Annotated in this window: 24 protein-coding genes; 17 read left to right on the top strand and 7 right to left on the bottom strand. The window is 50.0% G+C overall.

All coding sequences use genetic code 11. The features are described from left to right. Nucleotides 1–167 precede the first annotated feature (167 nt). The 13 genes from P2G53_RS09035 to P2G53_RS08975 all read left to right on the top strand — a co-directional run bounded on the left by P2G53_RS09035 (nucleotide 168) and on the right by P2G53_RS08975 (nucleotide 11,380). Nucleotides 168–983 (top strand): ATP-binding cassette domain-containing protein, encoded by an 816-nt coding sequence (locus tag P2G53_RS09035; RefSeq protein WP_275816391.1) that lies wholly within the window; start codon nucleotides 168–170, stop codon nucleotides 981–983. Continuing rightward, entirely contained in the window at nucleotides 980–1,759 is a 780-nt protein-coding gene (mlaE, locus tag P2G53_RS09030) for a lipid asymmetry maintenance ABC transporter permease subunit MlaE (RefSeq protein ID WP_275816389.1), read from the top strand. The genes P2G53_RS09035 and mlaE overlap by 4 nt, the downstream gene beginning before the upstream one ends. 1 nt (nucleotide 1,760) lies before the next feature. Beyond that, on the top strand, nucleotides 1,761–2,213 hold the full coding sequence (gene mlaD / locus P2G53_RS09025; RefSeq protein ID WP_275816387.1) for an outer membrane lipid asymmetry maintenance protein MlaD: 453 nt from the start codon (nucleotides 1,761–1,763) through the stop codon (nucleotides 2,211–2,213). A gap of 5 nt (nucleotides 2,214–2,218) precedes the next feature. Further along, entirely contained in the window at nucleotides 2,219–2,863 is a 645-nt protein-coding gene (locus tag P2G53_RS09020) for an ABC transporter substrate-binding protein (RefSeq protein ID WP_275816385.1), read from the top strand. Next, a complete protein-coding gene (locus P2G53_RS09015) occupies nucleotides 2,863–3,156 on the top strand; it encodes an STAS domain-containing protein (protein ID WP_275816383.1) in 294 nt (97 codons plus the stop codon). The genes P2G53_RS09020 and P2G53_RS09015 overlap by 1 nt, the downstream gene beginning before the upstream one ends. Before the next feature lie 107 nt (nucleotides 3,157–3,263). After that, nucleotides 3,264–3,506 carry a BolA/IbaG family iron-sulfur metabolism protein gene (locus P2G53_RS09010; RefSeq protein ID WP_275816381.1) on the top strand — a complete coding sequence of 81 codons (243 nt, stop codon included), beginning with the start codon at nucleotides 3,264–3,266 and terminating at the stop codon, nucleotides 3,504–3,506. 20 nt (nucleotides 3,507–3,526) lie between these two features. After that, entirely contained in the window at nucleotides 3,527–4,789 is a 1,263-nt protein-coding gene (gene murA / locus P2G53_RS09005) for a UDP-N-acetylglucosamine 1-carboxyvinyltransferase (protein ID WP_275816379.1), read from the top strand. 13 nt (nucleotides 4,790–4,802) lie between these two features. Further along, nucleotides 4,803–5,456 (top strand): ATP phosphoribosyltransferase, encoded by a 654-nt coding sequence (hisG, locus tag P2G53_RS09000; protein ID WP_275816377.1) that lies wholly within the window; start codon nucleotides 4,803–4,805, stop codon nucleotides 5,454–5,456. Continuing rightward, the gene (gene hisD, locus P2G53_RS08995) at nucleotides 5,453–6,757 is read left to right on the top strand and encodes a histidinol dehydrogenase (RefSeq protein WP_275816375.1); all 1,305 of its coding nucleotides are present in this window, start codon (nucleotides 5,453–5,455) and stop codon (nucleotides 6,755–6,757) included. Before hisG ends, hisD begins: the two co-directional genes overlap by 4 nt. Before the next feature lie 52 nt (nucleotides 6,758–6,809). Further along, complete coding sequence (locus P2G53_RS08990) at nucleotides 6,810–8,057, top strand: O-antigen ligase family protein (protein ID WP_275816373.1); 1,248 nt, start codon at nucleotides 6,810–6,812, stop codon at nucleotides 8,055–8,057. Between the two features lie 135 nt (nucleotides 8,058–8,192). Next, nucleotides 8,193–9,185 (top strand): nitroreductase family protein, encoded by a 993-nt coding sequence (locus P2G53_RS08985; RefSeq protein ID WP_275816371.1) that lies wholly within the window; start codon nucleotides 8,193–8,195, stop codon nucleotides 9,183–9,185. Beyond that, the gene (locus P2G53_RS08980; protein ID WP_275816369.1) at nucleotides 9,178–10,359 is read left to right on the top strand and encodes a polysaccharide pyruvyl transferase family protein; all 1,182 of its coding nucleotides are present in this window, start codon (nucleotides 9,178–9,180) and stop codon (nucleotides 10,357–10,359) included. The genes P2G53_RS08985 and P2G53_RS08980 overlap by 8 nt, the downstream gene beginning before the upstream one ends. 103 nt (nucleotides 10,360–10,462) lie before the next feature. Beyond that, on the top strand, nucleotides 10,463–11,380 hold the full coding sequence (locus tag P2G53_RS08975) for a glycosyltransferase (protein WP_275816367.1): 918 nt from the start codon (nucleotides 10,463–10,465) through the stop codon (nucleotides 11,378–11,380). Nucleotides 11,381–11,444: 64 nt separating this feature from the next. Here P2G53_RS08975 and P2G53_RS08970 read toward each other — a convergent pair whose 3' ends face one another. Beyond that, nucleotides 11,445–12,590 (bottom strand): Do family serine endopeptidase, encoded by a 1,146-nt coding sequence (locus P2G53_RS08970; protein ID WP_275816365.1) that lies wholly within the window; start codon nucleotides 12,588–12,590, stop codon nucleotides 11,445–11,447. Between the two features lie 75 nt (nucleotides 12,591–12,665). Between P2G53_RS08970 and P2G53_RS08965 the strand changes: the two genes are divergently transcribed. Next, nucleotides 12,666–13,427: a Nif3-like dinuclear metal center hexameric protein gene (locus P2G53_RS08965; protein WP_275816363.1), complete on the top strand. Its 762-nt coding sequence runs from the start codon at nucleotides 12,666–12,668 to the stop codon at nucleotides 13,425–13,427. A gap of 13 nt (nucleotides 13,428–13,440) precedes the next feature. On the opposite strand, the gene P2G53_RS08960 is transcribed toward P2G53_RS08965, so the two are convergent. Together P2G53_RS08960 and P2G53_RS08955 are read right to left on the bottom strand one after the other, a co-directional pair. Next, nucleotides 13,441–13,905 carry a DUF1043 family protein gene (locus P2G53_RS08960; RefSeq protein ID WP_275816361.1) on the bottom strand — a complete coding sequence of 155 codons (465 nt, stop codon included), beginning with the start codon at nucleotides 13,903–13,905 and terminating at the stop codon, nucleotides 13,441–13,443. A 106-nt stretch (nucleotides 13,906–14,011) separates the two neighbouring features. After that, complete coding sequence (locus tag P2G53_RS08955; RefSeq protein WP_275816359.1) at nucleotides 14,012–14,752, bottom strand: FadR/GntR family transcriptional regulator; 741 nt, start codon at nucleotides 14,750–14,752, stop codon at nucleotides 14,012–14,014. Nucleotides 14,753–14,870: 118 nt separating this feature from the next. Here P2G53_RS08955 and P2G53_RS08950 point away from each other — a divergent pair, with 118 nt between their 5' ends. Continuing rightward, nucleotides 14,871–15,854 carry an MDR family oxidoreductase gene (locus P2G53_RS08950; RefSeq protein WP_275816357.1) on the top strand — a complete coding sequence of 328 codons (984 nt, stop codon included), beginning with the start codon at nucleotides 14,871–14,873 and terminating at the stop codon, nucleotides 15,852–15,854. Here P2G53_RS08950 and P2G53_RS08945 read toward each other — a convergent pair whose 3' ends face one another. Next, complete coding sequence (locus P2G53_RS08945) at nucleotides 15,855–17,033, bottom strand: NnrS family protein (protein WP_275816355.1); 1,179 nt, start codon at nucleotides 17,031–17,033, stop codon at nucleotides 15,855–15,857. 199 nt (nucleotides 17,034–17,232) lie between these two features. On the opposite strand from P2G53_RS08945, the gene P2G53_RS08940 reads away from it, so the two are divergent. After that, complete coding sequence (locus tag P2G53_RS08940; RefSeq protein WP_275816353.1) at nucleotides 17,233–18,768, top strand: HDOD domain-containing protein; 1,536 nt, start codon at nucleotides 17,233–17,235, stop codon at nucleotides 18,766–18,768. Here P2G53_RS08940 and P2G53_RS08935 read toward each other — a convergent pair whose 3' ends face one another. The 3 genes from P2G53_RS08935 to P2G53_RS08925 are packed head-to-tail and all read right to left on the bottom strand — an operon-like array spanning nucleotide 18,769 to nucleotide 20,602. Then, nucleotides 18,769–19,065: a hypothetical protein gene (locus tag P2G53_RS08935; RefSeq protein WP_275816351.1), complete on the bottom strand. Its 297-nt coding sequence runs from the start codon at nucleotides 19,063–19,065 to the stop codon at nucleotides 18,769–18,771. It abuts the gene before it with no gap. Between the two features lie 35 nt (nucleotides 19,066–19,100). Continuing rightward, a complete protein-coding gene (locus tag P2G53_RS08930; protein WP_275816349.1) occupies nucleotides 19,101–19,673 on the bottom strand; it encodes a cob(I)yrinic acid a,c-diamide adenosyltransferase in 573 nt (190 codons plus the stop codon). A 26-nt stretch (nucleotides 19,674–19,699) separates the two neighbouring features. Further along, complete coding sequence (locus tag P2G53_RS08925; RefSeq protein ID WP_275816347.1) at nucleotides 19,700–20,602, bottom strand: 2-dehydropantoate 2-reductase; 903 nt, start codon at nucleotides 20,600–20,602, stop codon at nucleotides 19,700–19,702. 83 nt (nucleotides 20,603–20,685) lie between these two features. Between P2G53_RS08925 and P2G53_RS08920 the strand changes: the two genes are divergently transcribed. After that, nucleotides 20,686–21,168, top strand: a complete 483-nt coding sequence (locus P2G53_RS08920; RefSeq protein WP_275816345.1) for a YajQ family cyclic di-GMP-binding protein — start codon at nucleotides 20,686–20,688, stop codon at nucleotides 21,166–21,168. The last annotated feature ends 31 nt before the right edge of the window (nucleotides 21,169–21,199 follow it).

Here is a 21,199-nt window from a genome sequence, read left to right as displayed (position 1 = left end):
AACAAAATGTGCAGGGCCTTTAAATGATTCTTCACGGCCATTTTGTTCAAGGCTGCGGCTATATTTCTGTTTTTACTGTGTAATGATATAGTCTCAGCCCTTGTTGGATCGCCGTATGCGTACTACTGCATCGGTTCTGACCAGTGATTTCAAGTGTATGGAACTCTATGAAACCGTTTGAAGATGTCATTATCGATATCCAGGGTCTGTCATTTGCCCGTTCAGGACGTCCGATCTTCCGTGATGTGAATATACAGATTCCCCGCGGTAAGATTACGGCCATTATGGGGCCCTCAGGTACCGGTAAAACCACGTTGCTGAAGCTGATCGGTGGTCAGTTAAAGCCTGCCAAAGGCAGTATCGTGATGGATGGACAGAATATTCCGCGTCTTGGGCGTCGTGAGTTGTTTGAGATCCGTGAAAGAATGGGCATGCTCTTCCAGAGCGGTGCGCTGTTTACGGATATGTCTGTTTACGAAAATGTTGCCTTTCCACTGCGGGTGCATACCGATCTGCCTGAACAGATGATCCGCGATATCGTGCTGATGAAGCTGAACGCCGTTGGTCTGCGTGGTGCTAAAGATCTCATGCCGAGTGAGCTGTCAGGTGGTATGGCTCGCCGTGTGGCGCTGGCGCGGGCCATTGCGCTCGACCCGGATCTGGTCATGTATGACGAACCCTTTACCGGTCAGGATCCCATCGCCATGGGTGTGCTGGTAAACCTGATCCGTCGTCTGAATGAGGCGTTAGGCCATACCAGTATTATCGTCTCCCATGATATTCAGGAAACACTCGGTATCGCAGATTACATTTATCTGATCGCTGACGGTGAAGTGGTTGCACAGGGTACACCTCAGGAGCTGAAAGAGGTTGATTCAGCCAAGGTTAAACAGTTTATGCAAGGCTTACCGGATGGACCTGTACCATTCCATTTTCCGGCTGCGGAATATGTGGATGAGTTAATGCAGGAGGCACGTTCATGAATCAGTTGGCTCAACTGGGACGCGGTGCTCTCGGTAAACTGGCGGCGTTTGGTCGCTCTGGCATTATTTTGGGTCATGTCCTGGTTGCGAAACCTCAGCCGCGCACCATGCTGCCGCTGTTGTTGCAGCAGATCTACTTCGTCGGAGTGCTTTCGCTGATCATTATCGTGGTCTCCGGCCTGTTTATCGGTATGGTGCTGGGCCTGCAGGGCTACACCATTCTGGTGGACTACGGGTCGGAACAGGCGGTGGGTCAGATGGTAGCGTTAAGTCTGGTGCGTGAACTGGCACCGGTGGTGACGGCTTTGCTGTTTGCCGGTCGAGCGGGTTCGGCTCTGACGGCGGAAATTGGTTTGATGAAAGCCACCGAGCAGCTCTCCAGTCTGGAGATGATCGGGGTCGACCCTCTGCGTCGGATTATCGCACCACGGTTCTGGGCGGGTTTTTACTGCCTGCCTGTGCTGGCAGCCATATTCTCGGTGGTGGGTGTGTATGGCGGCGCGCTGGTGGGCGTTGACTGGCTGGGTATTTATGAAGGCTCATTCTGGGCCAATATGCAGCATTCTGTGGACTTCTTTGATGACGTCCTGAACGGTTTGTTCAAAGCTGTGGTCTTTGGGTTTGTTGTAACCTGGATCGCAGTGTTTCAGGGATATGATTGTATTCCAACTTCGGAAGGGATCAGCCAGGCAACTACCCGTACAGTGGTGCTTTCATCACTGGCGGTCCTGGCGTTGGATTTTGTACTTACAGCTTTGATGTTCGGAGATTTTTAATATGCGGATCACAGAGATCAGCGTGGGTGCCTTTTTGCTGGCAGGGATTATCGCTTTGTTGGTTCTGGCACTGAACGTGAGTGGGCTGAATCTGTCCAACGCCGAAGGAACCTATACAGTGTATGCGCGCTTTGAAAACATTGGTGGATTAACTGCGCGTTCAAAGGTGACGATGTCCGGTGTCCAGATCGGGCGGGTCAGCAATATTGAGCTGGATGAAAAAATGCTCATGGCCCGGGTAGAAATGCAGATTTTCAACAGTGTCGATTATCTCACCACTGACAGTTCTGCGATGATTTTGACCGCGGGCTTACTGGGTGAGAAATACATCGGTGTTTCTGTCGGCGCTGAGGATGATGTGTTGAAGGATGGTGATTATATCCGGGATACTCAGTCCGCGCTGGTGCTGGAAGATCTGGTGGGTAAGTTCTTGTTAAATAAAGCAAGTGAGTGATGAAAATGAAATATTTTACAACCACAGTTAAAGCGAGTTTCGCAGCTGTTGTCCTGATGTTGTTGTGTTTGGGTCAGGCCAGTGCCAGCTGGCAGGAAGCCAGTCAGGTTGTTGATCAGAAAACCAAAGAGATGCTCGATCTGTTACATGACGAGTCGTTCAAGACGCCTGAGCGTGAGCCTGAGCTTGTTGCTGCCATTGATCAGATACTGTCGCCGGTAGTCGACTTTGATTACATCTCACGGGTTGTGATGGGTAAGTTCTACCGTCGTGCTACACCGGAACAGCAGCAGCAGTTTTCTTCCGTATTCAAGACAACCCTGCTTAAAACCTATGCTCGGGCGATAGTTGGTTTCAGTATCAGTGGCTATGAAATTCAGCCGCCTAAGGTTGAGAGTCCTGAGCCAGGCAAGCAGGTCGTTACGGTTGATGTGATCGGTGGTAATGGCGCTCGTTATGCACTGGTTTATTACATGTCCAAGGAAGAGAGTGGCTGGCGTCTGGTGAATGTGCTGATGGACGGCGTTAACCTGAGGCTGACCTTCAAAAATCAATTTGCAGACATCATTCAGCGCAGCAATAACGATGTTGGCCAGGCGATTATTAACTGGGAAAATCTGGTGGATCCCGACAAAAAGGGTGATGCCTGATGGCTCAGGTCCAGCGTAATGGTGATGCGCGCATCTCGCTTGAAGGTGCGCTTAAATTTGCCAATATTGTGCCTTTGCAAAGTGAAATGGCACAGCTGCTGGCCCAGGAAACGGGACCTGTTGTGTTTGATTTCTCTGGTGTGACCTCGGTAGACAGTTCAGCGCTGTCGTTCTGGTTGTGCTGTCAGCGTAAAAGCCGTGAACTGGGAATAGAGATTACGGCTGAATCGGTGCCTGAAGAGCTGGTGTCGATTGCGCGTTTGGTCGGGCTGGAGCAGGAGATTGGTCAGTAATTCTGCGCCAGTTTGAGCGGTTCTAAGGCGGTGCATGGCATCGCCTTTTTTATTGTCTTCCGGTATGATTGTCCGCTTGATTTTAATGAGAGTGCGGAGAGCGTTGCATGCAGGCGGAAGAGGTCAAGCAGATTCTGGAAACTCAGTTAGAGAACTGCGTTGTGACCACAGCGGGCGAAGGCTGTGATTTTCAGGTAGTCGTTGTTGGCGAAGTATTTGAAGGTCTGCGTCCCGTGAAATCCCAGCAGCTGGTATATGCCTGTCTCAAAGAGCATATTGCCAATGGCACTATTCATGCGCTGACGATCAAAACCTATACGCCTGCTCAGTGGCAGGCGCTTCAGAATTAATCTCCAGTCCGGAAATACCGATGGATAAATTGATTATTACCGGTGGCGAACAGCTTTCCGGCGAGGTGCGAATCTCCGGCGCCAAAAACTCGGCTCTGCCGATCCTTGCGGCCACGCTTCTGGCAGATAAGCCTGTCACGGTCTGTAACCTGCCTCACCTGCACGATATCACCACCATGTTGGAACTCTTACGCCGTATGGGTGTAGAGCTGGTGATTGATGAAAAACTCAGCGTCGAAGTTGACGCCACCACCATCAAGCAGCTCTGTGCACCTTATGAGCTGGTGAAAACCATGCGTGCCTCCATTCTGGTGTTGGGGCCGATGCTGGCACACTTTGGTGAGGCTGAAGTGTCTCTACCTGGTGGCTGCGCGATCGGTTCCCGTCCGGTGGATCTGCATATTCAGGGTCTGCGCGCGATGGGTGCTGATATTTCTGTCGAGGGCGGTTATATCCGGGCACGTCGCAACGGTCGCCTGAAAGGCGCACGGGTATTCTTTGATACTGTGACTGTAACCGGCACCGAAAACATTCTGATGGCGGCAACACTGGCTGAGGGCCAGACCATCATTGAGAATGCGGCAAGGGAACCGGAAGTGACCGACCTGGCAAAATGTCTGATCGCCATGGGCGCAGATATCAGTGGTCACGGTACCGATACCATCGTTGTAAATGGTGTTGAATCTCTGCACGGTTGTACCTATTCCGTCGTGGCAGACCGTATAGAAACCGGTACCTATCTAACCGCTGTTGCGGCGACACGCGGCAATGTGCGAGTGAAAAATACATCACCTCTGATCATGGATGCGGTGCTGCAGAAGCTTGAAGAAGCGGGCGCGCATATCGTCACTGGTGAAGACTGGATTGAGCTGGATATGAAGGGCAATCGTCCTAAGGCGGTCAACATTACAACCGCACCTTATCCTGCTTTCCCGACCGATATGCAGGCACAGTTTTCTGCGATGAATGCGGTATCTGAAGGGGTCAGTATTCTTAAGGAAACCATTTTCGAGAATCGTTTTATGCATATGCAGGAGATGATTCGAATGGGTGCCAAGATCACGATTGATGGTAACACTGCGGTGGTAGAAGGGGTTGAGCGACTGCAGGCTGCGCCTGTTATGGCGACTGACCTGCGTGCATCCGCCAGTCTGGTTATTGCAGGGCTGGTGGCCACTGGAGATACCATTATCGATCGTATTTATCACATCGATCGTGGTTATGAATGTATTGAAGAAAAACTCCAACTCCTCGGCGCGCGCATCAAACGTGTACCGGGTTGAGGACTGAAAAAGCATGAAACAGCAACTGACCATTGCACTGTCCAAAGGGCGCATTCTTGATGAAACTCTGCCGTTGCTTGAAGAAGCGGATATTGTCCCGGCGGAAGATATTCACAAAAGCCGCAAGCTGATCTTTGATACGAATCACGACAACATCAAACTGGTTGTGATTCGTGCCACAGACGTACCTACCTATGTGGAATACGGTGGGGCTGATATGGGCATTGCCGGTAAAGATGTGTTGATGGAGCATGGTGCTGCTGGTCTGTATGAGCCGTTGGATCTGAATATATCGCGGTGCCGTCTGATGGTCGCCGGTCCCAAAAATGCAGCGCCGGTGAATGGCCGGATGAAGGTTGCCAGTAAATTTGTCAATGTTACCCGCGACTACTTTGCCAAACAGGGCATGCAGGTTGATATCATCAAACTGTATGGTGCCATGGAGTTAGCACCGTTGCTGGGTCTGGCTGATCGCATTGTAGATATTGTTGATACCGGTAATACGCTGCGCGCCAATGGCCTTGAACCGATGGAAGAGATTGCAGAAATCAGTTCGCGACTGGTGGTGGGGCAGCCATCAATGAAAATGAAATACCGCCAGATTCAACCCATTCTGGAAAAGCTGACCGCGGCTGTAGAACGTCGCCGGATGGAGGCAGGGGCATGAGTGATTTGACACTGACAAAACTGGATTCAACCCAGACTGACTTTAATCAGCAACTGGACCGTCTGTTGGCCTGGGAAGCGGTCTCAGATGATAAGGTTAATCAGATCGTCAATGAGATTTTACATCGGGTCAAAACCGAGGGCGATGCCGCTGTTCTTGAATACACAGAGCGTTTCGATCGCTGTCCAGCCGAGACTATGTCTGCCCTTGAGATGTCCCAGGAGCGTTTGCAGCAATCGCTGGCAAATTTGCCGGCAGATCAGCGTAAAGCATTGGAAGTCGCAGCGCAGCGCGTGACTGACTACCACGAACGGCAGAAAAGTGATTCCTGGCGCTACACTGAAGCGGATGGCACCATGCTCGGTCAGCAGGTGACGCCTATGGATAAGGTGGGCCTGTACGTGCCGGGTGGTAAGGCGGCATACCCTTCATCAGTGTTGATGAATGCGCTGCCGGCAAAAGTGGCCGGAGTAAAAGAGATCATCATGGTGGTGCCAACCCCGGGTGGTGAGGTCAATGAGCTTGTACTCGCTGCAGCGGCACTGTCCGGCGTAGATCGGGTGTTCTGTATTGGTGGAGCTCAGGCGGTTGCGGCTCTGGCATATGGCACAGAGACAGTGCCTAAGGTCGATAAGATTGTTGGTCCCGGTAACATCTTTGTAGCCACGGCCAAACGTGCGGTATTTGGTGCCGTTGGCATCGATATGATCGCCGGTCCTTCCGAAATTCTGGTTGTGTGTGATGGCCAGACCGATCCTGACTGGGTGGCGATGGACCTGTTTTCTCAGGCGGAGCATGATGAAGATGCGCAGCCTATCTTGGTCAGCCCAGATTCCGACTTTATAGCTGCCGTTGAAGCCAGCATCAATAAGCTGCTGCCAACAATGGAGCGTAAAGCCATCATTGAACCTTCCATGGTGAATCGAGCGGCACTTATTAAAGTACGGGACATGGACGAGGCCTGTGAGGTATCCAACCGTATCGCGCCAGAACACCTGGAGTTGTCCGTTGCTGATCCGGAAAGCCTACTGCCTAAAATTCGCCATGCAGGCGCCATCTTTATGGGCCGTTATACAGCCGAAGCGCTGGGTGATTACTGTGCCGGACCCAATCACGTGCTGCCGACGTCGGGTACAGCGCGCTTCTCCTCACCGTTGGGGGTGTATGATTTCCAGAAGCGTTCCTCACTGATCATGTTTTCTGCTGAAGGTGCATCAGAGATGGGCAAGGTGGCTTCAGTGCTGGCGCGTGGGGAGAGCTTAACGGCTCACGCCCGCTCTGCGGAATATCGTATTAAATAATTCTGACTCTAGAGAGGCGCCAGCCTCTCTTTTTTTGTCGGCAGGATTACCCGTGAAGCAGAGTTTAAAACCATATTTTTTCTGGGAAAACGAGTATTTTTTGCGGGGCTTATTTCTTTTCAATAGCCTGCTCGTGTTCTGGTATTTCTCGAACAGTATTGTCGGTAATAAAACACCGGCTACCTCTTTGTTGCTGCTGCTAAGTCTCCTGTTTCTTATTCCTGCTCTGAAAAATTTATCCAACGTCTGGGCGACGCAGAAATGGTGGATTCTGGCTTTGCTGGCGTTTGGCGGATTTCATGTTCTGCACCTGTATTTGCATGGAACAGAGGTCGGCGATGACTATGACAAACCGACAAAAGCGATAGCGGCTGTTCTGATCTTTTTATACCTGTTGCGATATGGTTTTAGCGACAAGGTGGTGGGCGTTGCTATTGCTGTATCAGCTGTTGCAGCGGGTGGGTATGCTTTATATGAGAAATTTTACCTTGGACTTCCTCGAGCAGGGATGCTGACGAATCCGATCCGTTATGGCTATCTTGTTGTGACTATGGCTTCGATTTGTTTGTTTTATTGTTGGTACAGTAAAAAACCTTTGTTGAAAAGCTTTTATTTGGTAGCTGGATGTGTCGGATTGCTGGGTGCGTTTGTGACGGGGACCAGAGGCGTCGTCCTAATTTTGTGTGGCATAATTTTGTTTGTTTCATATCAAGCGATCAAACAAAATTTAGTCTCGTTTCGTAATCTCTTGGTTGCGCTAACTCTAGGCATTCTGGGTTTTGCTGTTATTGTTTTAACTACTGATATAGCCGATAGGCATGTGAAGCAAACGTTTCACGAAATAGAGTCAATCGCAACAGGGCAGATTAATACAGAGATTGGATACCGATTACAAATGTGGCATCTGGCTCTTTATCTTGGGAAAGAGGAACCTCTCCTCGGTGTTGGTATTGACTACGATGTAATAAGACAAAAATCGGCTGAATTTATTGAAACTCATGGTTACAGTCCTGCGATAGTATATCAGGTAGGCCATTTTCATAATCAATTTCTAGACAGTCTAGTAAAGCAGGGTGTTCCAGGCTTACTGGTTTGGTGTTTGCTTTTGATTGCAGCCTCTTCGGGAATGGGTACTCGATATAAGTATGGAGTTTTACTAATTGTGGCCACTATGATGATTGGAGGGCTAACAGAAGCTGTTTTGCGCAGTAGCCGCCTCTTCTACTTGATGGTGATTGGTATATCCATTTTTAGATGTCTGGACTATCAAGCTGCATGGAGCAAGAGGACTATCAGCTAACTATGCTCTTTAATTACCTGAAACTCCCTCTGGTTTGGCCTCTTCTGGTTAGATATCTTTCAAATTTTAACTAGATAGTTTTATTGAAATGAAGAATACTTCGCGCTGAATTGGTCGAGTGTTCTGGGCAGTACAATGGGCATAAAAAAAGAACTGTTAAAACTCTTCGGTAGCGGTAGAAGTAACAAAGCGGCTAAAGGAAAAATTGCTTTTGCAGCTGAGATGGAAGCAGTCAGAGCCGGAAAGAGTGCTTACAAAGCTCATCTACAATCTGGAGTGTCCCATTCGCCCCTGCTGCGTCGAAATATACATCGCCTTGAAAAAGGGCTTTGCTTTCCAGATGGTAAGCGAACATTTGCTGAGAAATATATTACTGAGACTGTAACTGCATTTTCTGTTGCATTAAAAGCTGATACACATGATCCTCTTGAACTGCAGTGGGCAAAGGATGTATTGACTCGTTATTTTGATCGCGTCGAAAAAACTGCCCCAATTATTGCGGATGCCTATGCGCTTTTTCTGAGCGGTCATGATGCATATGCTGGCTCCAGTTCACCTTTCCCTTTTAAGCAAATCACACCGGTAGAGGGCATAAATGGCGAGAGTTTCTTGCGATTATGTCAAAACAGGGTTTCATGTCGTTGGTTCACAGACCAGAAGTTGTCCAGACTGCAAATTGAACAGGCGGTTAATTCTGCGTCACAGGCAGCATCAGCCTGCAACCGCCAGCCTTTCCAGTTTTTATTGATAGAAAATGCAGAGTTGAAAAAGCAGGTTGTGAACCTGCCTTTTGGCACAGCAGGATTTGGTGAAGATCTGCCGCATCTGATGATGGTCCTGGGTGATCTATCTAACTTTGCTTTAGAAAGAGATCGCCACCTGATCTATATCGATTCAGCCTTGGCCACTGCGCAGTTGATGTTAAGTTTCACTGCACAGGGGTTTGCCAGCGTACCGATTAACTGGCCTGATGTTGAAGAGAATCACTCGACTGCGCGGAAATTACTGGGTTTGGAAAACTATCACGTGCCAATTATGTTAGTCGGATTTGGTTGCCCAGACCCTGAAGCAATGATTCCTTTTTCTCAGAAAAAGTCCCCTCACAGCTTGATGAAAGTGTATGACTAAACCGAAAGCTAAATATATAGAACTGATTGGAATCGGACTTCCAAACAGAGGTGCTGAACTGCTAGTGAGAGCGGTAATTCAGGCCTGTATTGATGAGTATGGGGATTGTGTTTTCGCAACTGCCCAAAAGTTGCCGGAGAAAGAATTACGAAAACTGGGACTGAAGCGCTGTTTAAGAAACGGTGCGGGTTCTTTGCAGACATTAATCGAGCGGCTGATTAAAAAAACAGGTATTTCAAAGCGACGTAAAATATCTTATCGGCCATTTTCATGGTTGTCGCGCGAGCAGCGCGACAAGCTTGGTATTGTCCTAGAACAGGATATTGACCTTATTGTTGATGCGTCTGGCTTTGCTTATGGAGACTTTTGGGGAAGTGCAAAGGCTCAGCGCCGCCTGGAAGACCGTCGTAAGATGTGGCAGTCAATGCAAAAGCCACTTGTATTTTTGCCTCAGTCTTTTGGGCCGTTTGAACAACCCGGATTTGAAGTCAGCCTTAAACCATCTCTTGAAATGGCCTCCTGCGTCTGTGTACGTGACAAAAAATCTGCGGACTATCTGTCAAAATTTACGGAGAAAGCCAGGCTTTATCCCGATATCACGTTTTTATTGAATGGGATCACGATACCTAAGCCACAAAAACCGTACTCGCTGTTTATACCGAACAGTAAAGTGATGGAATCTGGTGTTGTGTCTAGGGATGAGTATCTCGAGATGGCGCGACGTTTTATTACTCTGTCCAGACAATTAGACTGTGAGCCCATACTGCTTAACCACGAAGGTGCTAAAGATCTTGAATTGTGTCAGGAGCTTGCTCGAAGTGAGCAGGTGAATATTCTTGATCCTGAAGATGCCTTGGTTATTAAGGCCACAATTGCTAATGCTGAATTTGTTTTTTCTTCTAGGTACCACGGCGTGGTATCCAGTTTGTCAACGGGGACACCTGTGCTCGTATTTGGCTGGAGTCACAAATATAGAGAACTGCTGCAGGATTTCGGTATTGAGCAGTGGTTGATTGAAAATCCCCTGCATGCTGAAGAGGTTATGATCAAATTTTGCCAGCATGAGCAATTGGAGACGATCAAACAGGAGATTGCTGAGCATCTTCCTAGTGTCAAACAGCAACTTACTCAGATGTGGCGTTGGATATTTGATACAGTCAGGTCTGAACCTTAGTCCGAGCTTGTGCTTTCCTTTTTTTAAACAATGGCTTTCTCTGGACAACGAAATAACATCGGTTTTCCGCGGGAAATGAGAACGGTCGCTGGCTAGCTTTGTTATGACAAAAATTAGTATTTGCATCTGTACCTGTAAGCGGGGCGATTTGCTGAAAATGTGTCTTGAAAGCCTTGCTGCTATTCAGACTGCGGACACAGATGTCAGTGTTGTTGTCATTGATAATGACCAACAGCGCTCAGCTGAGGCGTTGGTTACGTCTTTAATGTCTCAATTTCGGTTTCCTCTTTATTACGTTTGTGAAGAAAAACGGGGTATTCCTTGCGCGCGCAACAGGGCTATCCGTGAAGTTCAGCAATTGGGCAGTGATTATCTGATCTTTATTGATGATGATGAATGGGTGGAACCTGATTGGTTGGAGAAACTCTTTCAGCTCTGTACTGAGATGGGTGGATCAGTGGTGGTTTCAGGTGGCGTTGTGTCAGAGTTGCCTGAGACAACACCACCACATATAGCGGCATTGTTTAATACCCGTTTACAGAATCATGTCAGAGGGAAGCAGGTTGAAGCCTGCGCGACAAACAATGTTCTGGTGCCAATGCAATTAATCCGTCAGCATGATTTGTGGTTTGATGAGTCCAAGCCGCTGGCGGGTGGCACCGATATTATTTTCTTCAAAGAAGCCTCTTCCAAGGGGGTTAAAATCCTCAAGTGCCCAGAAGCCTTGGTGCATGAAATTATTCCTGAATCCCGGACTCGGTTGGGGTGGCTGTCAAAACGTAAGTACAGAGCCGGTATTACAGAGGCCTGGCGAAAACAACAAAATGGGCGCTCCCCGATAACCGTTTTTCTGTCAGCGATTTTTCAGGTGATGGTGTTATTGATCAAGTCGTTACTTTCTGTTCTGGTTTGGAACCGGGTCGGTCGAAATCAAAGCTGGTTAAAAGCCTGCAGAGCGCTGGGTGTAGCAGCGGGTGTATTAGGCTTCAAGGTTGATAGCTATCGAAAAATAGATGGTTGATAAGGCACTTAATATCGCTAACAGATCTGCCTGATTGACCTCTGCTTTTACAAATAGGGATAGTTTATTGTGACGGCTCCTGGCGAGGACGTTCGCCAATCGTGATATCTACAGTCTGCTGCTTGCCTTCCCGCAAAATGACAACTTTGATCTGTTCTCCCGGGCGATAACGCGCCACTTCAATCATCGAACGTCGGCCATCTACAATCGGTTTGTCATCAATGCTCAGGATAATATCTCCTGGCTGCAATCCGCCTTTGTGGGCAGGGCTGTCGCGATATACACCCGCAATGATGACGCCCTGACTCTCTTTTAAGCCAAAAGATTCCGCCAGTTGTGGGGTCATTGCCTGGCCTTCAATGCCTACCCAGCCACGTATCACCCGACCATGGCTGATCAGATCCTGCATCACCTGTTTGGTTAAGCTGGAAGGGATGGCAAAACCAATACCCTGAGAGCCGCCTGATTTAGAAAAGATCGCGGTGTTTATACCGATCAGATTGCCATGGGTATCGATCAATGCCCCACCGGAGTTGCCGGGGTTGATTGCGGCATCTGTCTGAATAAAGTTTTCATAGGTGTTGATGCCCAGGCTATTGCGTTCTGTTGCACTGATAATGCCCATGGTAACGGTCTGGCCAACCCCAAAGGGATTACCAATCGCCAACACGACATCGCCGACACGCAGGTTGTCTGAGTCATTCAGATTAATTACAGGCAAGGCAGGCAGGTTAACTTTGAGTAACGCCAAGTCTGTTTCAGGATCTGTCCCTACTACTGTCGCAATCGCTTCACGTCCATCCTTCAGTGCAACAATGATGCTATCTGCACCCGCAATCACATGGTTGTTGGTGACGATATAACCCTGATCACTGAGGATAACGCCAGATCCGAGGCTGGATTGGATACGCTCACGCTGTGGGATGCTGTCATCATCGAAAAAACGTCTGAAAAAAGGATCATTGAACAGCGGATGGACTTCCTGCTTGATGATTGTGCGGGTGTAGATGTTAACAACAGCAGGGGAGGCGGCTTCCACCGCATCGGCATAACTTTGGGGACCGGAACTCACCTGTGTGGCGGAGTTGTTCCTTTGAAAAGGTAGCCCTGAGTCAGGCCCCTGAGTGAGTGCAGGGAAGTATTGCAGCAACAACAGCGCAACCAGGATGCCTGAGAGTACGGGCCAGAATAGGAAATTAAATTTACGCATGGTGTTTGGTTGCAACGGCCAAAAGATTCATAGGATTATACGTTCAGAATAGACTTTGTGAATGGCTGAGAGCGGATGGCAACAAAACTTAACGAAATAATTCAGTACCTTGATGAGCAACTGCAACCGGGTTTGTTCTCTGATTATTGCCCGAATGGATTACAGGTTGAAGGTAAACACGAGGTTTGCAAGGTTGTTACCGGTGTCACCGCCTCTCAGGCACTGATTGATGCAGCAATTAAGGCTGGTGCCGATCTTATTCTGGTTCACCATGGCTTTTTCTGGAAAGGTGAGAACAGTTGTATCACCGGTATCAAAAAACGCCGTATTCAGGCTTTGCTGGCGCATGATATCAGTTTGCTCGCTTATCATCTGCCGCTGGATGCCCATCCGCTGTGGGGGAATAACGTGCAGTTGGCTGAGCGTCTGGGACTCTCTGTCACCGGTAATCTGGAGCCGACTAACCCCCGCAGTATTGGTTTGGTGGGTGAGTTGCCTGCATCAACATCAGCTGAAATGTTGTGTGACAACATAGCTCAGGCACTTGGACGTCAACCGCAACTCATTGTTGGTGGAGAGCACAGCATTAAAACCGTGGGCTGGTGTACCGGCGCTGCGCAGGGTTATATCGATAAAGCGATTGCACTGGGTCTGGATGCTTTTATTTCAGGTGAAATATCAGAACCGACCGTGCACAGTGCGCGCGAAAATGGCATTCACTATATCGCTGCGGGCCACCATGCTACTGAGCGTTATGGTGTACAGGCGTTAGGAGCCGCGCTGCAAAGCCGTTTTGGGCTTGACTATCAGTTCATAGAAATAGAAAACCCGGTCTGAGCCGGGTTTTTTATTAGCTGGCGATTTTCTCTTCGTGCTGATCCTGCCGGACCTTAGGTTTATCGCTGACACCGTAGTTCTCTGACAAGGTGCCTTCATCACCGGGAGATTTCGGCGCATAGTCCCGGGGAGGTTCAGGTGTAGTATCCGACTGTTCCTCAGCATGCTTAAGTTGAGGCTGCAGTGAGGCCTCAAGTGAACGCACGATCTCGTCCGACTGGCATAGCTGTTGGGCACCGCCCGCCAGATGCTGATATACATCTTTGTAGCTGCTGGTCAGATTGTTGAACAGGTTTGCCGTTTTGCTGAAGTGCTGGCTAACGTCTTCGCGGTAGTTTTCAAGCGCCTGCTTGGCTTCTTCAAGTTCCTCTTCCAGTGCGGCCTGACGGTTGTCCGGCTGACTGTTTCGTCCCAGCATAAATCCAATAACGCCCCCAATAATCAGGGCAACAAGGCTCATCAACCAAAGATTTTCCACAACTGCTCCTTTCATTACCGGTGTGGGATTGTCCATCATTATAAATGACTCTCGTCCTGAGGACAGGTTCATTGTGCGAAAAGTCGCACCTGGCAGCTATAACCGTTTAGTCGTGTCGGTTGGCATGGGCTGACTGGGCGTCCTGTTGCAGGCGTTCCAGATAGTTGATCTGCTCAGTCATGATGGCTGTGGCGAGGTTGGTGTTACGGGCCTGAACCGCATCAATCAGGCGCCGATGCTGATTCAGGATGACACTCCGCTCACGGAAATGATAGGACAGCATATTTGCGACGGGTTGCAGCGATTCAATCAAACAGTACATCACAAAGCTCAGCATGCGATTGTGCGAGGCATCTGCCAATGTGCGATGGAAGTTTACATCTGCTGCACAGAAAGCTTCAGCGCTGATATGCACGTCTGACTGATGCACCAATGCGATTTCAAGTTTTTCCAGATCCTCCAGCGTTCGATTCTGGCAAGCCAGACGACAGCAGAGCGTTTCCATCTCTTTACGGGTACTGCTGATCTCCTCAATGGAAATATCGTTCATACTGACAAAGAGTGTGGTTGCAGTGATCAGGTTGTCACTTAATTCCGCTGCATTTAAAGCGTTGATAAAGGTGCCTCCGGCAGGACCGCGTCTGGATCGGATCAACTTTTTGGCGGCAAGCCGTTTCATTGCTTCCCGAATAGTGGCCCGTGACACATTAAACCGCTGAGTCATCTCTTCTTCAGTAGGGAGACGGTCATTTGCTTTCAGGCTGCCGTCCACTATGGCCGACTCAATCTGATCGGCGATCTGTTTCGACAGGCTGGTGCGAATTACGGGTTCAAGCTCAATAGACATTGTGATCCTGATACTTAAAGAGAGATTGAGGCTCATTTTATAGTAATTTATATTTGTATGACAAATGGTATTAATTTATATTTGTATGACAAATAGAAAATAAGCTTAGGTGGATATCATGTTTAAAGCGTTATTGCTCGAAGAGGCAGATGGCAAACAGAGTGCCAGCGTGAAGAACCTGACGACAGCAGACCTCCCGGAAGGGGAGGTGTTGGTTAAGGTTCAATACTCATCCCTGAACTACAAAGATGGCCTGGCTGTTACGGGACTGGGCAAAATAATACGCAGTTTTCCAATGGTGCCTGGCATTGATCTGGTCGGTACGGTTGAGGAGAGTTCGGATAGCCGCTATCAGCCCGGAATGGCTGTAGTGCTGACCGGTTGGGGTGTGGGTGAACAGTATTGGGGTGGTTTTTCCCAGTATGCCCGCCTCAAGGCTGACTGGCTGGTGCCGTTGCCAGAGGGCATGACGGCAGTGCGCTCAATGGAGGTCGGAACAGCCGGTTTAACTGCGATGTTATGTGTTCTGGCACTTGAAGAGGGCGGGGTTAAACCCGAGTCAGGTCCGGTGGTTGTCAGTGGTGCAGCCGGTGGTGTTGGCAGTATTGCTGTGCTCCTGCTGGCTAGGTTGGGATACCAGGTGGCGGCCATTACCGGGCGTCCCGAAACGGCTGATTATCTGAAAAAGCTGGGTGCCACGGAAATTGTTACCCGTGAAAGCATGGCAGAGCCATCGCGGCCACTTGAAAAACAGCGTTGGGCCGGTGCCGTGGATACCGTAGGTGATACCATTCTGGCGCGTATTATCGCTGAAACCAATTACGGCGGTACCGTGACCGCCTGTGGTCTGGCAGCCAGCTTTAAACTGCCAGCGACAGTGATGCCCTTTATTTTGCGTAATGTGAGACTGCAGGGTGTGGATTCCGTGAGTTGCCCTTACGAGCGCCGCTGTCAGGCCTGGCAACGCCTGCAGGCGTTGCTGCCTGAGGATATGGCAGCGGATGTCACGAATCTGATCGGACTGGAGCAGGTGCCTGATTATGCTCAGCGTATTGTGCAGGGCCAGGTCAGAGGACGTGTGGTGGTTGATCTGCAGCGCTGATCAACCAAACACACCGTCCACTCTGGGCTGGATCAAAATCGGAATGTATCGTATCAGGAACAGCATCCAGCCCAGTGTCCACAACAGGACTACCAGCGCCAGGCCTTCAGCATAAAAAACCGGGGCCAGCGGTAAACAGATTCGCAACAAGGCTGCTATGGCCATCAGGCTGAACGCTGTGATCATCATCGGACTGACTGTCAGGGCGCGACCGGTGTGCCCAAGTGAAACCCGTGCCATCATGCCGAGCGTCAGACAGCCAATCCCGCCCACCGCAAAAGCATGAATGGCGCTGCTGATATTTGCCATATCCAGCAGGGCGAAGCCGTAAAGTCCATACCCCAAACCGATAAATGCATAGCCGACCTGTAAAATCCAGATCAGGGGGTGGGCAAGCACTCTGCGATCAAACCAGCCGATCCAGCGCAGGGTATTCAGAAGCGCAAGGGTCAACGCGAGCGCAATCGTTACATTGCGGAATTCACTCAGGCTGACAGGTAGCCAGAGCAGTGACAGAGGCAGCAGGATTTTTTCTAGCCAGGGGCGGCGTGTGCACTGAACGCCCGCAATGCCACGTTCGGTAAAGAATGGAATGACGCGCCCACCCAGCAGGGTCATGATGATCACGACCAGAAACAGGGCCATCAATATGCCGGTGTGCCGGGTTTCCGCAGTGATGCCCAGCAGATCAAGATGTACCAGCAGGTTGGCTATCCAGAACAGGCAAAGGATTACCAGAAATACCAGATTGCGGTAGTTACGAGCCAGCAGAATCGGTCTTGCCAGACAGACAATCAGCAGTGGCAGGAAACTCAGATCTGCCGCCGCAATCCATATCGCGGGCAGGCCGCCTATCCAGGGGAAAACACGAGCCATCAGCCACAATAGCGTCAGCAGTGCCAGCGGTATGCCCTGAAGTGTGTTGATTGATGTCCAGTTCCGTACAGCGGTCAGCAGGAAACCCGCGATAATGGCCAGGGCAAACCCGAAAATCATCTCATGGCCGTGCCAGGTAATGCCCTCGGGATAATAATACGGCTGAAGCTTACCCTGATAAACCGCCAGCCAGAGAGGGATGAGTACCATCGCGACGGCGGCGCCAGCGAGAAAAAAAGGTCTGAAGCCCAGATAAAAGAGAGCAAAGCGGCCCGGCGTCTGACGCTCTTGCAGTTGGATCATGACTACCTTCCTGATAATAAGATGCTTTTATAATACATCTTTATTGATGATCAACCATGACGCTGGTCATGTTTTTGTATCTGAGCGAGAGAGTCTCCGCGAACCAAAATACAGACTTCATTGTTGTAAACACTTAAGATAGATGGAGTTTGGCCGTTTAGGCTAAGGTCGTTTTTATTTCAGGAGTTATGCGGGGCTTATGCCGCTCAATACAACCCTTAACAGAATTCAGCAGAATCTGGGCAGTCTGGGTGATCTACCGGTCTTCAGTAACACGCTGTTGCGCATCAAACAGATCAGCAGCTCAGACGAGAGTGATGCCATGGGTCTGGCAATGGTGATCATGAAGGATCCCAACCTGACTGCCCGCCTGCTGACATTAGCTAACTCTTCCACCTATCACCGGGGATCGGGTCCGATTCGGGTGATCTCCAGAGCGGTGGTGCTGTTAGGGTTTAATCAGATCAAAAACCTCTCCATGACCCTCAAGCTGGTTGAACAATTCCAGTCAGCGCATCCCGATCTTGATGTGCCGGAACTGATGGCGCGAGCGGTGCTCTCTGCCAATCTGGCGCGTGAACTGGCCGTTCAGAGCCGTCGTCGGGTGGATGCTGAAGAGGCGTATATCAGCGCGCTGCTGCAGAATATTGGTGAAATTATTGTGGCCTGTACGTTGCCGGATACCTACCGGAATATGCTCGGTAAACGGGCGATGGGCGAGTCCTGGCCCAAGGTGCAGGAAGAGGTGTTAGGCAGCAGTTTTAGTCATCTGGGGCAGGAATTAGCCATTAGCTGGGGTTACAACAGCGAGGTGATGACGCGCCTTAGAAGCGAAAAATTTGATGCCCGGCTGAGCAGTGTTGATGCCACGGCTGCTTTATCCAGAATCAGTGGTCATGTACTGCAACATCTGTTTGCTCCGGATGACGCGGATAAAAGCTTCAATGAGTTGATCAGTCAGGTGGCTGAAATAACGGACCTGCCGTTGGATGAAGTGACCGGTGTGGTGGTACATAGCTTCAAAAAAGTGACCAAGGTGTGTCGCGATATTGGCCTGAGTCAGAAGCATCTGATGCCGGCGTATGCTGAAACTGGTGAGCCTGACCGTGATGATCTGATTCGACAGGTTTCGTTTCTGGTGCACAGTGAAGTCGAATCTGAATCGTCTCAGCAACAGGTGAATTTTCAGCTACATAATGTCATGCAGGAGAATGACCGGAATAAACAGGTACTTGAGTACCTGCGCCGCTTTGCTCAATGCATGGCTGCAGGTGATCAGTTGCATGAGGTATTGAAGTTGTTTGTGGACTCAGTCAATGCCTGTAGCGGATTTGATCGGGTCATTATCGGATTGATGGATCCACAAGGGACGAGGCTATCCGTTAAATTGTTGGCGGGTAAACAGATCGAGCCATTGCAGACCTATTTCCAGCGAGAAAAAAACGGCGGTGCTGATGATCTCTTTTTCAGGGTGATTATGCGCCAGCATACCTTTCTGGTTGAAGATGCGATGGAAGGTGGCTGGCAGCAACGCTTGCCTGAGAACTTCAAAGCTCAGGTTAATTGTCGTGGTTTTGTGCTGGAGCCTCTCAGTCGAGGGAAGCGGGCTGTGGGTATGCTCTACGCGGATTATCTGCATGACCGTGAGGCAATCAGTGCAGAAGACTTTGAGTGTTTTATGCAGATGGCAGGGCAGGTTCGGCTGGCTCTGAATCATGCCGGCCGAACCGGCTGATCACTCTTCGGTCATGCCACGAAAAAATGATTTGGTGCCTTCCCAAGCCTTTTTCGTCACATTGACCCCTGAATCCACCAGATCGCCACCAAAATCGACGGCTGTTTCGGCGCCACTCTGAGTGGAGCAGACAGCGCGTTTGCCAGCGCAACGTGATTTGCAGCCCAGTTGAGCGGCTTCGTTGTTTTCATGTTTAATGTTGCATTTATTGATGCACATATTTTGCTCCAGCGGACAATCTGCCATCACCATCGGTGAGAGCAGAACCAGCAGGAGCAGACTGTAAATGCTTTTCACGGTGCAAGTCCCTTTCGTTTTGTTTTTATGATCTCCTAACTCAGCTGTCGGTTCCCGGGTTGCCAGAAAATCTCTTCGCCCCCATCCAGTCGGGCTATATGACGGCAGAGTACGAATAGCAGATCCGACAATCGGTTCAGGTAGACAGCCGCCTCAGGGTTACAGTTTTCTTCAGGTTCCGCAAGTAGTACCAAAAGCCGCCGTTCAGCGCGTCGGCAGATACAGCGGGCCAGGTGGCAGTGTGCGGCAGCCGTACTGCCTCCGGGCAGAATGAATTCTTTCAGCACCGGAAGGGTCTGGTTCAGTTGATCTATTCGGGCTTCAAGTTGCTGTGTGTGCTGAGGGGTAATGCTGATGTACTCTGGATCCGCCATGGCTAACTCGCCTCCCAGATCAAACAGCTGGTGTTGAATAACCGATAACAGCGCGGAACTGGACTCTTCTCTTGGTAGACTGGCGATGACAACCCCCAGTGCTGCGTTAAGTTCATCCACCGTTCCCAATACCTCTACGCGTGCGCCTGTTTTTGGCGTGCGCTGACCGTTGCCAAGCCCGGTCGTACCGTCATCGCCGCTGCGTGTATAGATTCGAGTTAAACGGTTTGCCATGGTTGATCTTCCTGAAATTCCGGTGGTTAACGTTCGAGGTTTTTAACGGCAGAAAAGAGAGACTGGTTAAGCGGCAGGCTTAACTTCAGTTTCTCGGCTTCGTTCAGCAGATAGCCGGTGATGAAATCAATTTCACTGCGTCGACCCTTCTGGATATCCTGCAGCATGGAAGAGTAGTTTTGGCCTGTTTGTTGTGCAACCGATGCCGCTGCCCGGAATAACCCCTCTGGAAACAGGTCCAAATCCTTACTGTCCAGTACCTGAGTGATCTCAGTACAGACCTGCTGCAACTGTTTGGAGAGTTCGGGCTGCTCTACCAGTTGGCCATTTTGACAATGATTGACGGCGGTCAGAGGATTGATTGCACAGTTGATCGCTAGTTTTCGCCAGAGCGAGACCTCAATTGCATCATGCCACTGCACTGACAACATGGGCGTATTTGGCAGTGCCTGTGTTGGGTGTTGCCCGGGATTTAACAGACCGATTTCGGTGTTGCCCCGTCCCGCCTGCACAACATGAAAAGGCTGTCGCAGCCAGGCACCATTGGTGGTGGTGCCCGCCATGACGGGTTGAGTAACCAGCCTTGTCCGAACCGCTTGCTGACTGCCCATGCCATTTTGCAACAGAATCACCTGTGCATCTGCGGTCAGACAGTGCTGAATATTGCTGACCGCAGAAACCGCATCATAAGCTTTAGTTGTGACCAGCAGGTGCTCAATCACCGGGCAGTTCTCAGCCAGCAGGCCCTCGACCGGCCAGAGTGTGGTTTGGCCATCTGCTTCCAGCACAATGCCTCCCAGCTGTGAAAGCCGTGCCAGTCGCGCCTCGCTGTGCAGGATCAGAGTTACGCTGTGGCCACCTTCCAGCAGGGCTGTTGCCCACTGACAACCCATCGCGCCGGCACCCAATATGTACCAATGTGATTTCATGTACACTCCTCAGTAGCGCTATTGTGACGTGAAATAGCGCTGCGGGTCAGCTAGAATCGGCAAAAAACTACGGAGATTAGCTAATGCCTTCATTTGATATCGTTTCTGAACTGGACATGCATGAAGTTTCCAATGCGGTGGACCAGGCAAACCGAGAAATTCAGAACCGGTATGACTTCAAGGGCATTGATGCCCGCTTTGAGCAGAATGAGGGCGTTGTCGTGCTCTACGCTGAAGTTGATTTCCAGCTGCAGCAGATGCTGGAGGTATTACGTACCAAATTGACCAGCCGTAAAATTGATATCCGCTGTCTGGAAGTAAAAGATCCGGAAAAGGCCAATATGCGTGCACGTCAGGAAGTGGTGATGAAACAGGGGCTGGATCAGCCACTCTGCAAAAAAATCACCAAGCTGATCAAGGATGCCAAACTCAAAGTGCAGACGCAGGTTCAGGGAGAACAGGTGAGGGTCACAGGCAAAAAGCGTGATGATCTGCAGCAGGTGATGGCGATGCTGCGTGAAGCTGATCTGGAACTGCCACTGCAGTTTAATAATTTCCGTGACTGATCCGGGGATTTGAATCCACTAGGGACTAAAT

It is taken from the genome of Neptuniibacter sp. CAU 1671 (assembly GCF_029222905.1).
Taxonomy (GTDB): Bacteria; Pseudomonadota; Gammaproteobacteria; order Pseudomonadales; family Balneatricaceae; genus Neptuniibacter.
This window is presented reverse-complemented; position numbering and strand designations above follow the sequence as displayed.